Origin of the sequence: Leuconostoc mesenteroides subsp. mesenteroides, assembly GCA_009676745.1 — a bacterium.
Lineage (GTDB): Bacteria > Bacillota > Bacilli > Lactobacillales > Lactobacillaceae > Leuconostoc > Leuconostoc koreense.
Genome location: CP046062.1, coordinates 115,533 through 129,417, shown reverse-complemented (window position 1 = coordinate 129,417; position 13,885 = coordinate 115,533). Strand labels below are relative to the sequence as shown.

Below are 13,885 nucleotides of genomic sequence, written 5' to 3'. Positions count from 1 at the left end.
TACGGTGATTACAATGATAAAAAAAGACGGACATACTCATACAAAATTTTCTCATCATGGAAGCACAGAGCAGCTTGATAGATATATCGAACGAGCGATTGATTTGGGATTTACTGAATATGTTATTACAGAGCACGCACCACTGCCACGAAAATTTTTAGAAGGATTTGTTGGCCCTAATGATGCACGTGATCATTCTGCTATGGCAATCGATGAGTTAGAAATTTATAAATCTGAAGTTGAGCGAGTGAAAGAAAAGTTTAAAGATAGCATTAACATTAAATCCGGATTTGAAGTAGATTATTTCAGGACATATGAAATTGACATACGTTCATTTTTGCAGAGAGAATCTAATTGGATTGATGAAATTGTTTTATCTGTTCATTTTTTACCTAACAATGGTGGAGATATTGCGCCCATTGATTACGATTCAGATGCATTGTCAACATATTTTAGTGATGAGTGTCGTAATCCACAAGTACTATTTAAACGTTATTATGACGCAGTTCTCCAAAGTGTAAATTTTGATACTGGATTAAAAGTACCCGTGCGAATTGGACATATTACGCTCATTCGAAAGTACCAAAAACGATTGCATTTGCCAGCATTTGACAAATCTATCAAGCAACAAATTACTGAATTGTTAACAATTATTAAGCAAAAAAATTATCAGTTAGATTTTAATGCGGCTGGTTTTAGTAAACCATATAATGGCGAAAGTTATCCTACATTTGATATAGCTGAACAAGCAAAAAAAATAGGGATTGAGCTGGTTTATGGATCCGATGCGCATGAAGTGAGCGCTCTAGGACTATATTATGATGAAATGGAAAAATTGATGGAAGATAAAAAATAGGGGTTGGTAGGCATGAAGATGTTAAAAAAATATGGTATTTTTAATGAGAAAAACAAAAACTTGATAAATAGTGGAGAACAACTATGACTGAGCTGTATGAGCAACTGGAAGTGACGAAGGATTTTTATTTTGTGATGCAGCCGGTTGTTAAAATTTCTGATAAACAAGAAGATGAGATTGTGTTTTACGAAATATTATTACGTTCTAAAAAAACAAGAAAATTTCCTGGAGAAATATTTTTCGACTTAATCAAAAGTCAATCAGGGAATCAAATGGTGCTTTCTTTTTTTGAAAAACAATTAAAGGACATATTACAAGAAAATCCTTGTACTAAATTTTCAGTTAACTTTGAAATTATACAATTCAAATCACCGCAAACACAGGAATTTTTTGAAAGAATGCAAACTTGGGCACCCAATATTATTGTTGAACTAACTGAACGATCCTATGCAATCAAGGATAGTGAGTATCTATTAGATGCTGTTAAGAAAATTAAAAAAATGGGATATAGAATTTTTGTTGATGATATTGGTAAAGGGCGAAATACCTTGTCACATGTACAGGACAATGTCAATTTAGTGGATGGTATTAAGTTTGCTTGGGCACATTTTAAAAGTGAGTCTTCTCAAAATAGTGTTTCATTTTTAAAAGAGTGGGACAACTTAGCTAAAAAAAATAATTTAGCCTTTGTTTTTGAAGGTGTTGAAAATGTGGATACACAAATATTACTAAAAAGAATGGGTATCGTTTATCAGCAAGGTTGGTTTTTTGGTAAACCTAGAGAGGATATGATTGAGGCACAAAAATGTTAACCTATTTATTTAGTTATCTATTGTTGATGCTAGTTATAATGAATTTAGCTATTTCTACGTTGATTAGTATGCAATTTTTAATGTACAGTAATTCTGGTAGCCGTTATGAACAATGGATAAAACCAATAATATATGTTGCTATGCTTTATACATCAATGTCAGTTTCTTATCATTTTATTGGTGTTGTAGCGCATGAATATTTACTTGCACTTTTAATTTTTTACTTGGTTGATAAAAAACAAGCTATTCTTCTGGTTATTATTACACCTTTTGTAAGAATACTGTACATAATATTTGTGGATGGTCATTTAACAACTATCAACGTTGTGGCCTCATTAGTAGTAGCTGGAATGGTTATATGTTATATGAAAGTATTTGATAAATATGTTTCTAATCAAACACTCGCAATGATTCTTTCTGAAATATTTATTGTGGCCACCAGCCTTTTTTCTGCGCCCTTTATTCCCCATGTTGTGATATATAGTATCTTTAATCAACCAATAAATTGGCTAATTCGTGCCAGTGTAGCTATTATCACAATTTTAATAACTCGAAAAGTGTATTTTCAAGTTGCTAATTTACAAAGTAAAAATATTCAGCTGCAGAAAGAAGTTATTTTCGATAAATTAACAGGTTTTTTTAATTATAAAAAATTTGAACAAGATATCTTGTTAGCTTCTGACAAACAGACAAATATTGGTATTGCGGTTATTGATTTGGATTATTTTAAAAATGTTAATGATACCTACGGACATGAAGCTGGAAATAAAGTTTTACAGGAATTTTCTTTATTCTTGAGAGATCACCTCGCGTACAAACTAAATTCAAAGGATTTAGGAATTTATCGCTATGGCGGCGAAGAATTTGTTTGGATGTTTGATCCTAATAATTTTGCTAATATCGAGAAGTTCTTACAAAATATGCAGCTTGAATTGGGTGAATTACCTTTAGGAAATCAAAATCACTTGATGAGTTTTTCGGCTGGTGTAAGTTTTTCAAAAAATTATAAGTTTAACTTAAAAACGACTTTTGATGTTGCTGATAACCTAGTTTATCGGTCTAAAAAGACAGGGAGAGGCAAGATAGTTATTGAAGAGTGAAAGTAAAATGTGTATTTCATTGTTTTTAAATAAGTATTGACATCTATAAAAATTAATGTAAAATGAAAATAACTTAATAATAAAAATAACTGAAGTTGAAAAAGTAGTTAATTACCGTGTTGTACAGAAAGTGCTCAAGCTAACGCATTGAGATGAGCGCCAGCATAATTAATGAAAACACACCAACGAGTTGAATGGTTCAAAAACCATTCCGGAAATTCCCGATATCGAATAAGCCTACATTTAGTAGGTTGTCGAGCTTTTTTACGTAAGTAAAATTGAAATCAAGGTGGGAACACGTGAAGACGTCCTTGCAAACTAATAATTTAGTTTGCAAGGACGTCTTTCTGTTATCTAGCATCTAGGAGATTAACATGAATGAAAAAGTATTAGCGACCGGTTCGCGGGACGAATTTGGTGAAAAATTACAACAAAAACAAAAAATTTCACAGATGATCACGACCATTTTAAATGATGCTGATTTTACACCGATTAGTACACCATTAATCGAGCGTGAGAGTACATTTGATAAATATCAAAATGAGAATGTTTTTCGTTTGTTTGATCAAATTGGAGAGAACTTGGTTCTACGTCCCGATTTAACTTTGCCGATTGCACGTTTTTTATCAGCTAATCGACAACAAAATAGTTTGTCTAGACTTTATTATATAGGGGATGTCTTTAGACGAATGGACAGCCTGTCTGGTGATTATAATCAAGAAACGCAGGCGGGTATTGAGCTTATTGGTGATCAAAGTTTTGAAGCGGAAATTCAAGCACTAGATACGATGCTTAAATTTGCACAAGAGTTTGGGATTGTTGATGTACAAGTGGTTTTGAGTGATGCCCGTTTTATTGATGTAGTTTTAGACAATTTGCAATTAGATCAAAACTTACGACAACGTTTGAAGCAAGCAATCGAACAAAAAAATGTATCAGTATTTGAGAAACTTCGGGTCACTATTCCTGATTTTCCCAAAGGATTAGCTAATTGGCCATTAGCATTTGGTGAAAATGGGGAAACAGTGATGTGGCAACTGCAAGAAATACCGGCGGTTAATGATATTATTAGCGATTGGTTGGAATTAGCCGAATACACGCACAAACATTATCCATCAGTTGCAGTTACGGTTGATTTGGCAGCAGCTTCACCACAACCATATTATACTGGCACAATTATACGTGGTTTTGTTCCGAGTTTAGGTCGTTATTTATTTAGTGGCGGTCGTTATGACCGTTTGCTAGAAAATTTTCAAAATAAATCATTACCAGCGGTTGGTATGGGGTTAAATATTGAAACCATTCTAGCTAACTGGCGACGTAAACCTGAAGAAATGAGACCACAAGAACCTATTGTAATGGTACTCGGTAAGGGACGTGTTGAAAAAAATGCACGACCATTATTGAAAGCGGCTGGTATTGATACTTCGTTATTAGAAAATCCAGCACGTAAATTAATCTTTGATAGTGCTGACGGAAAATATCGCTTTATTTTGGTAAAACCGAGTGATGTCGTTAAATATCTTGATCGTGGCATTGGTGATGTCGGTATTGTTGGCTCTGACACAATAGCTGAGCAGGTACAAAATCATTACGATATGCTTGATTTGCAGACGGGGAAAGCAGACTTCGTTGTCGCTGCCCCAAAAGGCTTTAATCTTGATACATCAACGCGAAAGCGCATTGCCACGAAGTATCCCACAATTGCGGCTGAATACTTTAGTAATCGCGGGGAAGATGTCGAGTTAATTAAGTTAGAAGGTTCAGTAGAACTTGGACCACTTACTGCTTTGTCGGACGCCATCATTGATATTACACAGACAGGAAATACACTGCGCGAAAATAATCTACAAGTTTATGATACTGTTGGTCGAGTAGCTACACACATGCTTGTTCGTGCTGGTTCGCTACTGCAATTTCAATCAGAGCTTACGACAGTAATCAATAATCTTGTTACTATTCTGAAAGAGGAAGAACAATGAATATTATTAAAAATGAATCACTAGAAGCCATCAAAGCCCGTATTCGTCAGCAAACAGAGAAGACGGTTGATCCGCAAGTAGAGGCTCGTGTAACTGATATTATTAAAAATGTTCGCGCAAACGGCGATGAAGCTTTGAAAGAATATGGAGAAAAATTTGATGGTGTCACTTTAGACAACTTAAAAGTAACCGATGAACAGATTGAAGAGGCATTGAATCAGCTTAATCCAGCCGTTATTAAAGCACTAGAAAAAGCTGCAGATAACATTCGAAGCTTTCACAAATTGGAGATTAGTGAATCTTTTGAGGATAATCCTAGTAATGGTGTGATTCGTGGAACAAAGGTGACGCCGCTATCAGCTGTTGGCATTTACGTACCTGGAGGTACTGCAGCCTATCCTTCGTCTGTTTTGATGAATGCTATTCCTGCTAAAATTGCTGGTGTTGAAAATATTATTATGGTGACACCACCGCAAAAAAATGGCTTAAACCAAGCTGTCTTAGCTGCCGCCAAAATAGCAGGGGTGGATCGCATTTATCAAGTTGGAGGGGCTCAAGCAATTGCCGCTTTAGCATATGGAACTGAATCTATTCCACAGGTAGATAAAATTACTGGACCGGGTAATGCCTATGTAGCGACGGCTAAGCGTGACGTATATGGTCAAGTAGATATTGACATGATCGCAGGACCATCAGAAATTGGGATTTTAGCTGATGATTCAGCAAGTGCAAAGGATGTAGCAGCAGACTTACTCTCACAAGCAGAACACGACGTTAATGCACGCGCAATTTTGATCACTAATTCTGAAAAATTAGCAACAAAAGTTTCAAAGGAGGTCGAAGACCAGCTTAAAGTCTTGCCTCGTGAAGTTATTGCACGTCAAGCAATTGAAAATAATGGTTTCATATATTTGGTTGACACGATTGATTTAATGATTGATTTGATGAACGCTGTAGCACCAGAACACTTGGAAATACAGTTAGAAAATGCGTATAATTATGTTTCGAAAATTAAAAATGCCGGATCAGTGTTCTTAGGAAAATATGCTTCTGAACCACTTGGTGATTATCTAGCCGGTCCAAACCACATTTTACCAACAGGTGGTACAGCACGATTTAGTTCACCACTAGGTGTTTGGGATTTTCAAAAGCGCATTCAGTATTTACAATATTCTGCTGAAGCATTATTGGCTGATTCGATTGACGTCGCAGTATTAGCTCGTGAAGAAGGATTAGAAGCACACGCTCGAGCAATTGAAAGTCGAGGGGAATAACATGTCCAGAACTGCAACAATAAAGAGAAATACTTTTGAAACACAAATTGAAATAACCTTAGATATTGATGAACAGACTCCGATTAAAGTTGATACTGGCATTGGTTATATCGATCATATGTTGACTTTGTTTGCTAAACATGGCCGCTTTGGTTTACAAGTTGATGTCAAGGGTGACTTACAAGTTGATAGTCATCATACGACTGAAGATATTGGTATTGTGCTAGGAGAAGCATTTAACCAAGCTTTGGGTGATAAAGTTGGTATCGAGCGTTATGGAGCCCAATTTGTCCCTATGGACGAAACATTAACACGCGCAGTAATTGATTTATCGGGGCGTGCCTACCTAGTTTTGCATGCTGAACTTAATACACCAACATTGGGTACTTTTGAGACAGAGGTTGTCGAAGATTTTTGGCAAGGCTTTGCTGATCAGGCAAGAGCCAATATTCATATTGAAGTCTTATATGGTCGAAATACACATCATAAAATTGAAAGTATGTTCAAAGCTGTTGGTCGTGCAATGCGCCAAGCAGTTACTATCAATCCAGAAATTAAAGGGGTTAATTCGACCAAGGGACGAATTTAAAAAAATAAGGAGAAATACATGTCAATTATTATCGTAGACTACGGCGCAGGTAATATTAGAAATGTTATGAAAGCAATTGAATATACAGGATTAAAAGCTAAAGTCTCTCAAGATCCTGCCGATATTGCTACTGCTGACGGTCTGGTAGTGCCAGGAGTTGGTGCTTTTTCTTCAGCAATGGATAAACTTCGAGAACGTCATTTGGTTGAGCCAATAAAACATTTTTCAAATAGTGGTAAGCCACTGTTGGGTATTTGCTTAGGGATGCAGTTACTTTTTGACTCATCAACTGAATTTGGTAAAACGACAGGTCTTGGGTTAATTCCTGGGCAAATAGTTGAATTACCTAAACAAGAACATTACAAAGTACCGCAAATGGGATGGAATCAGAATAAGGTGAGTCAAATTAATCAAATCACTAGAACAATAAATGATAAATATACTTACTTTGTACATAGTTACTATGCAGTAACAGACTCAAAATATATTGCGGCAACTGTTAATTATGGACAAGTTGATATACCAAGTGTTGTGGTTAACAAAAATGTGATTGGTGCCCAATTCCATCCAGAAAAATCTGGACAGGATGGTTTAGAGATTTGGCAAAATTTTAAGAAAATGGTAGAAAACGTATGATTTTTCCAGCAATTGATTTATTAAATGGTCAATCAGTGCGCCTTTATCAAGGTGATTATGAAAAAGGAACCACAATTAACCCAGACCCATTGAAACAGGCAAAACAAATTGAAAATGCTGGTTTAAAACATTTACACTTGGTTGATTTAGATGGTGCAAAGGAAGGAAAACCAGTTAATTTAAATGTCATTCAATCTTTGCGAGAACAAACAAACTTGTTTATTGAACTTGGCGGTGGTATTCGAACGCTTGAACAAATTAGCCAATACTTAAATATAGGTATTAATCGTGTGATTATTGGATCAGCAGCGTTGACTCATCCGGAACTTGTGCGAACAGCAGTTGTAAAGTATGGCACTGACAAAATTGTCATCGGTGTTGACGGTCGTGATGAAAAAGTTGCCACACAAGGTTGGCTTGCAAATTCTAATACGAGTTTTGATGATATTATTGAAGCTATGCTATCAGTAGGTGTTTCGAATTTTGTTGTCACTGATATCGCCAGAGATGGAACTCTTATAGGTCCTAATATTCAACTATTATCACGTTTACAAAATAAATTTCCTAAAAGTAATATTATAGCTAGCGGAGGCATTGCTAATCTAAAAAACGTTACAGATTTAAAAACAAGCGGTATTCACGATGTTATTATCGGCCGCGCACTTTATGATGGCGATGTGACACTAGCTCAATTAAGGGAGGTGGATGGATGACTTTAACCAAACGAATTGTTCCAGCATTAGACATTAAGAATGGTAGAGTAGTCAAAGGGGTTAATTTTGTTAATTTACGTGAAGTAGGTGATCCTGTTGAATCAGCGAAAGCATATCAAGCTGCTGGCGCTGATGAGCTAGTTTTTTTAGATATTACAGCAACTTTGGAAGCTCGATATCCTATTATGTCAGTCGTTGATGCCGTTTCTAGAGAAGTATTCATTCCTTTGACCGTTGGTGGTGGTATTCGAACGACAGCAGACATGGACCGTTTAATTAAAGCGGGCGCTGATAAAATATTTGTTAATTCTGAAGCAGTAAAAAGGCCAGCGCTAATTACTGAAGGAGCTAAAATATTTGGTACGCAAGCTATTGTCGGTGCTATTGATGCGAAATGGGATGAGTCGGCTGGTATTTATCGAGTCTATATTTCCGGGGGCTCTAAACCTACAAGTCTTGATGCTATTGAATGGGCTTCTGAATTAGTTGCGCGGGGTGCTGGTGAATTACTAATCACAAGCATGGATGCCGATGGAACAAAAAATGGGTACGATATTCAGTTTTATAATCAAATAGCAGATACTGTGAACGTACCAGTAGTAGCCTCGGGAGGGGCTGGTTCAACACAAGATTTCGTCGATTTATTTGAGAAAACTAAAATTGACGCAGCACTAGCTGCCTCAGTATTTCATTTCGGTGAAATTAAAATACCAAATTTGAAACGAACATTGAAAGATAATGGTGTGGAGATACGTATATGATCGGAATTGAACCGGATTTTAACAAGCCAAGTCAAAATGGTTTGATCCCTGCTGTCATTGTAGACGCGGAAACGAAAGCATTTTTGATGTTAGGCTATATGAACAAAGAAAGTTATTCATTAACCAAAAGTACTGGACAAACTTGGTTTTGGTCTCGTGAACGACAAGAATTGTGGCATAAAGGAGAGATTTCGGCTAACATACAACAGGTCGTTAGTATGACATTAGATTGTGATTTAGATACCATATTAATTCATGTGAGTCCTGCAGGGCCAGCGTGTCATACCAATGCTTACTCATGTTTCTTTAACACAATAAAGGGTGAAGCGTTGGCTGATGCTAATCAAGCAACAATTGCAAATAAATGGACTGATGGTTATTTTCCGCAAAAGTAAATGCCATACCCAAAAGGAGAAATGATGCCACAACAAACAATTGAAGAACTTTATGAACAAGCACTTGTTCGCAAACAAAATCCACAAATAGGATCTTATACTGATTATCTATATCAAAAAGGATTAGATAAAATTCTTAAAAAAGTAGGAGAAGAAAGTACTGAAGTAATTCTTGGTGCTAAAAATAATAATGAAGAGCTTATTTATGAAACTTCAGATTTATTGTTTCATTTAATGGTCTTATTAGTTGAAAAAGGTATCAGTTTAGATGATATTAAAGATGAATTAGGGTCACGTTTAGGAAAAAAATCAATATTACACGAACGCGCTAATTGGCGAGGAGAAAAGAAAATGAAAAAAACAGTTCAAGCTCTAGCTGCTTATCAAGCAGAATTACCAGTAGAAACCGTAAAAGAAAAATATGGTTTGCAGCATTTAGCTCGTTTATCAGCTAATGAATCTGTGTATGGCCCATCACCAAAAGTAGCTCAAGCTGTACGTGCTGTTTCCGATAATATTTTAGGTTATTATCCAGATGGACAAGCGACAGAACTACGTGACGCGGTTGCTAAGTTAAATCACGTTGATCCACAACATTTGGTATTTGGTGCTGGTGCAGATGAATTGATAGAGCTGTTGACTCGTGTTGTCTTGGAGCCAGGATCAAATATTATTATTCCCGATCCGACATTTGGCGAATACGCGATGCATGCACAAATTGAACAGTCTACAACAAAAAAAATACCCGTTAATACTGCTGATGGGCATGTTGATTTCGATGCGATTTTAGATGCGATTGATGATAAAACTGCTATGGTGTGGATAGCTAACCCTAACAATCCAACAGGGGTATTCGAAAAAGTTAGCGCTATTAAGCGTTTTTTGGACAAATTACCAGCAAGTATTACGTTAGTAGTGGACGAAGCCTACTATGATTTTGTAGATGAACCTGATGCTACCGTGGCACCTTTGGTAACTGAGTACACAAACTTAGTTGTCCTACGCACCTTATCAAAAGCATACGGTTTAGCTAATTTACGTGTTGGATATGGCATTATGCAAAATCCTCTGTATACTGCGATGCAAGCGGTTCGTTTACCGTATAATCTATCAACCTATCAAATTGCTGGTGGTACAGCTGCTGTATTAGATCAAGAATATTTACAAAAAAATGTCCAACGTTTTCAAGTAGAGCGCCAAACGTTTCAAGAATTCTTGACTCAAAACAAGTTTAAGTTTTACGAATCGCAGGCTAATTTTATTTGGATAAAGGTTGGCGAAACGAAAAAGGTTGGTCAAAAATTATTAGAACAAGGTTTCCAAGTCAACGATCGACTTAATCCTGAGTGGATTCGTATTGCGTTGGGTACACCAGAAGACAATGCTGAATTAAAAGTAGCTTTTTTGAAAGCTACGAAGCAGTAAATTAATAGGAACACAAAAATATTTTTCTGATTTAATACGTTTTTGAAGCGCTAATCTAATTCGCAACTTTTAATAAAAAATGTGTCACTTATCGACGTTGTTGAGCTGTTGTACCTTCTGCCAAATCATCTGTTCATTCAAATGTTTTGGTGGATAGTGATATTTTCGAACCAGCCTCGGTATTAGCATAAAAATCAAGGCATCTCGGGGATATAACCGTCCGCAATATCATGAATCGATTTGTGAGTATGAATGGCATGATAATTGGTGTTACTATATTACTCATTCGCTATGAAATTTTGGTAAATAAATATGTTAGACTATGATTATGAAACTAAAACAAGCAGATTTACTTTTTGTAAAAAATAGAAATAGCGAGATGGATAAAGGTATTGTAGAGTCAACGGGAAACTTTGTTCATGTTGCGATACTAGTCAACGAAGAAAATATCATTCATGCAACAGCTGATGGAGGCGTTTGTTTACAATCACTTCAGTATTTTTTAGAGAAAAATAAAAGTGCGGATGTTTATCGCACAAATGTTATCAATACAAAGCAAATTATTATTAATGCTAAAAAACATTTGGGTAAACCCTATAATTTTTCTTTTCGTCCAGGTATGGATAGCTTTTATTGTTCGCAATTGGTCGTGACAGCCTTTGAAGGTTTTGTTAAATTTAGTGAACAACCAATGTTTTTTGGAAATAAGCGACAGCAAATTTCTGACTTTTGGGCGGCTTACTATAAGAAATTAAATGAGTCTGTGCCAGTCAATGTTCCGGGAACAAATCCCAATGACATGTCGCACGATCCGCAGTTACATTATATCGGTAAAATTGATTGATAGTTTAAATTAGTAAATATTAAAAATCCACAATATGTCATGATATTGTGGATTTTTTAATATTTATAGAACATAATAATCAAATTTTAAAGTTAATAGAACCAAGTGTCATAAATAGTGATTGGTTCGTGACGCTTTTGTTGTGTTGTTAGATACATCTCTTCAATCCGTTCGGCATCAGTACTTGCAATATCTTTTCCTTCCAAATAATCGTCAATGACATCGTATCTCACACCTAGCGCAACTTCATCAGGCAATTGTGGGCGTTCATCCTCAAGATCTGCAGTGGGTACTTTGTCATACAGATGCTTTGGGGCATGTAACGCCGCTAGAAGTTCCCTCCCTTGTCGTTTATTTAGACGCCACAAAGGGTTGATATCTGTTCCACCGTCACCATACTTGGTGAAGAAACCAGCTACGGCTTCAGCTGCATGATCAGTTCCGATAACAGCACTATTGTGCTCGCGAGCAACAGCATACTGGGCAATCATACGTACTTTTGGTTTAATTGATCCGCGACTCATGTCATCGACGACTAATCCACCAAGGCGCAGTGAACCCACTAGAGCATCGGTTGCCTCTTTGATATTTGTTGTGATTGTTAAATCAGGTTGGATGAAGTTGAGTGCATCTTGGGCATCCTTTTCATCTTGTTGTTCACCGTATGGCTGTCTAATAGCAACAAATTCGAACTTTTGATTCGTTTCTGCTCGTAGTTCAGCAATAGCAAGTTGGCCAATTTTACCAGCAAGTGTGGAGTCTTGACCGCCACTCACAGCAATAGCCAAACCGGTGTAAGCACTGTGCGTGAGGTATTGTTTCAAAAAATTTACGGAGCGCTTAATTTCTATGTTGGGGTCAATAATTGGCTGAACGTGCAGTTCAGCAATTATTTTAGACTGTAGGGGTCTCATTTGGTCATCTCCTGTATATTATTTCGGATATCATGAATTAAATTCATTTTGGCATCATAAAGTTTTTGAGATAAATCGACAGGATAGGTTTCAGGATTTAATATACGTTTATACTCATCCCATAAATCATTCAACGAATGCTTGGCATAATTTTTAATTGCATTAATATCAGGCAAATCATAAACGAGATCGCCCTTAACGAAAATATCATGTAGCATCGGTTGTGCATCAAAATTTTTAATGTTCTTAGAAATGACAGGATGATTGGGATCAAACATGTGCAAAGTTTCCAATTGACTAGGATTTTCATCGTTGAAAGTCAAATAATCACCTTCAGATTTACCATCTTTACTATCTGTTATGCGCCAAACTTGCTTTTTTCCTGGGGTCGAAATTTTTTCAATATTGTTTGACAATTTAATCGTATCATCGCCGTCGATACTAACCATCTTATATACAGCACCTAAGGCAGGCTGATCATAAGCTGTGATTAATTTTGTACCAATTCCCCAGACATCAATTTTTGCACCTTGAATTTTAAGATTTAAAATGGTATTTTCGTCTAAATCATTTGATGCATAAATTTTTGCATCAGTGAATCCTGCTTCATCTAACATGATACGAACTTTTTTGGATAAGTACGCCATATCGCCTGAATCAATTCGAACGCCTTGAAAATTAATCTTGTCTCCAAATTCTCGAGCTACTTTGATAGCATTTGGAACACCAGATTTTAATGTATCAAATGTATCCACTAGAAAAACAACATTTTTATGTGTTGATGCGTAAGCATGAAAGGCATCGTAATCGTTGTGGTAAGCTTGAACAAGTGCGTGCGCATGCGTACCAGAAATCGGAATATTGAATAGTTTTCCTGCTCGAACATTAGATGTAGCGTCAAAGCCACCAATAAAAGCAGCACGGGTACCCCAAAGTGCTGCATCTAATTCCTGAGCACGACGTGTACCGAATTCTAATAGGGGGTCACCATTTGTTACACTAGCGATGCGAGCTGCTTTAGTAGCAATCAATGTCTGAAAGTTAATAATATTAAGCAGCAAGGTTTCCAATAATTGAGCGTCAACCAGCGGCCCTTCGACCTGCAAAAGTGGTTCATTATTGAACATCACTTCACCTTCATAAGCTGAACGTATTGTTGCAGTTAAATGCCAATTTTTGAGATATGTTAAAAATTCGGGGTCGTATAGGTCTAATGATTGTAAATAATCAATGTCATCATCAGTAAATTTCAGTTGATTTAATACTTTGACAATGCGCTCTAAGCCACTAAAAATAACATAGCCATTATTGAAAGGCATTTTACGGAAATAAGCCTCAAAAACAACAGGTTTTTGATCAATACCTTGTTTCCAATAAGTATAAATCATATTAATTTGGTACGCATCCGTGTGGAGCACCAGTGAGTCATCAGAATACATATTTAATTCCTTTTCTCCCATTATAACAATATTTTTTAGTTGTTACTTAAATTAATAAGTATTAATTATACGTCAATTTGCTTATAGTGAAATACTTAATTATTTAATTTTTGTAATGGTTTAATTCTTCTAGGGCTATTAAACA

14 protein-coding genes and 1 pseudogene are annotated in these 13,885 nt (G+C 36.1%); 13 read left to right on the top strand and 2 right to left on the bottom strand.

All coding sequences use genetic code 11. From position 1 onward, the window contains the following. Positions 1-13 precede the first annotated feature (13 nt). From hisJ to GJV51_00515, 13 genes and pseudogenes are all read left to right on the top strand, one after another. Positions 14-856 carry a histidinol-phosphatase HisJ gene (hisJ, locus tag GJV51_00575; GenBank protein ID QGM24569.1) on the top strand — a complete coding sequence of 281 codons (843 nt, stop codon included), beginning with the start codon at positions 14-16 and terminating at the stop codon, positions 854-856. Between the two features lie 83 nt (positions 857-939). Then, entirely contained in the window at positions 940-1,668 is a 729-nt protein-coding gene (locus GJV51_00570; protein ID QGM24568.1) for an EAL domain-containing protein, read from the top strand. Then, positions 1,662-2,768, top strand: coding sequence for a diguanylate cyclase (locus GJV51_00565; protein ID QGM24567.1), 1,107 nt, complete (start codon positions 1,662-1,664; stop codon positions 2,766-2,768). The genes GJV51_00570 and GJV51_00565 overlap by 7 nt, the downstream gene beginning before the upstream one ends. A gap of 374 nt (positions 2,769-3,142) precedes the next feature. Continuing rightward, positions 3,143-4,750 (top strand): ATP phosphoribosyltransferase, encoded by a 1,608-nt coding sequence (locus tag GJV51_00560; protein ID QGM24566.1) that lies wholly within the window; start codon positions 3,143-3,145, stop codon positions 4,748-4,750. After that, positions 4,747-6,024, top strand: a complete 1,278-nt coding sequence (gene hisD, locus GJV51_00555) for a histidinol dehydrogenase (protein ID QGM24565.1) — start codon at positions 4,747-4,749, stop codon at positions 6,022-6,024. Before GJV51_00560 ends, hisD begins: the two co-directional genes overlap by 4 nt. A gap of 1 nt (position 6,025) precedes the next feature. Beyond that, positions 6,026-6,613, top strand: coding sequence for an imidazoleglycerol-phosphate dehydratase HisB (hisB, locus tag GJV51_00550; protein ID QGM24564.1), 588 nt, complete (start codon positions 6,026-6,028; stop codon positions 6,611-6,613). Positions 6,614-6,631: 18 nt separating this feature from the next. Then, positions 6,632-7,249: an imidazole glycerol phosphate synthase subunit HisH gene (gene hisH, locus GJV51_00545; GenBank protein QGM24563.1), complete on the top strand. Its 618-nt coding sequence runs from the start codon at positions 6,632-6,634 to the stop codon at positions 7,247-7,249. Next, positions 7,246-7,962: a 1-(5-phosphoribosyl)-5-[(5-phosphoribosylamino)methylideneamino]imidazole-4-carboxamide isomerase gene (gene hisA, locus GJV51_00540; GenBank protein ID QGM24562.1), complete on the top strand. Its 717-nt coding sequence runs from the start codon at positions 7,246-7,248 to the stop codon at positions 7,960-7,962. The genes hisH and hisA overlap by 4 nt, the downstream gene beginning before the upstream one ends. Beyond that, on the top strand, positions 7,959-8,723 hold the full coding sequence (hisF, locus tag GJV51_00535; protein QGM24561.1) for an imidazole glycerol phosphate synthase subunit HisF: 765 nt from the start codon (positions 7,959-7,961) through the stop codon (positions 8,721-8,723). The genes hisA and hisF overlap by 4 nt, the downstream gene beginning before the upstream one ends. Then, a complete protein-coding gene (gene hisI / locus GJV51_00530; protein QGM24560.1) occupies positions 8,720-9,118 on the top strand; it encodes a phosphoribosyl-AMP cyclohydrolase in 399 nt (132 codons plus the stop codon). The genes hisF and hisI overlap by 4 nt, the downstream gene beginning before the upstream one ends. Before the next feature lie 24 nt (positions 9,119-9,142). Continuing rightward, a pseudogene (gene hisE, locus GJV51_00525) lies at positions 9,143-9,430 on the top strand (phosphoribosyl-ATP diphosphatase). 39 nt (positions 9,431-9,469) lie between these two features. Then, complete coding sequence (hisC, locus tag GJV51_00520; protein ID QGM26089.1) at positions 9,470-10,543, top strand: histidinol-phosphate transaminase; 1,074 nt, start codon at positions 9,470-9,472, stop codon at positions 10,541-10,543. Between the two features lie 322 nt (positions 10,544-10,865). Then, positions 10,866-11,387: a hydrolase gene (locus GJV51_00515; protein QGM24559.1), complete on the top strand. Its 522-nt coding sequence runs from the start codon at positions 10,866-10,868 to the stop codon at positions 11,385-11,387. Positions 11,388-11,479: 92 nt separating this feature from the next. Here GJV51_00515 and nadE read toward each other — a convergent pair whose 3' ends face one another. Both nadE and GJV51_00505 read right to left on the bottom strand, forming a co-directional pair. After that, on the bottom strand, positions 11,480-12,301 hold the full coding sequence (gene nadE / locus GJV51_00510; GenBank protein ID QGM24558.1) for an ammonia-dependent NAD(+) synthetase: 822 nt from the start codon (positions 12,299-12,301) through the stop codon (positions 11,480-11,482). Continuing rightward, entirely contained in the window at positions 12,298-13,740 is a 1,443-nt protein-coding gene (locus GJV51_00505; GenBank protein ID QGM24557.1) for a nicotinate phosphoribosyltransferase, read from the bottom strand. Before GJV51_00505 ends, nadE begins: the two co-directional genes overlap by 4 nt. Positions 13,741-13,885: the final 145 nt, after the last annotated feature.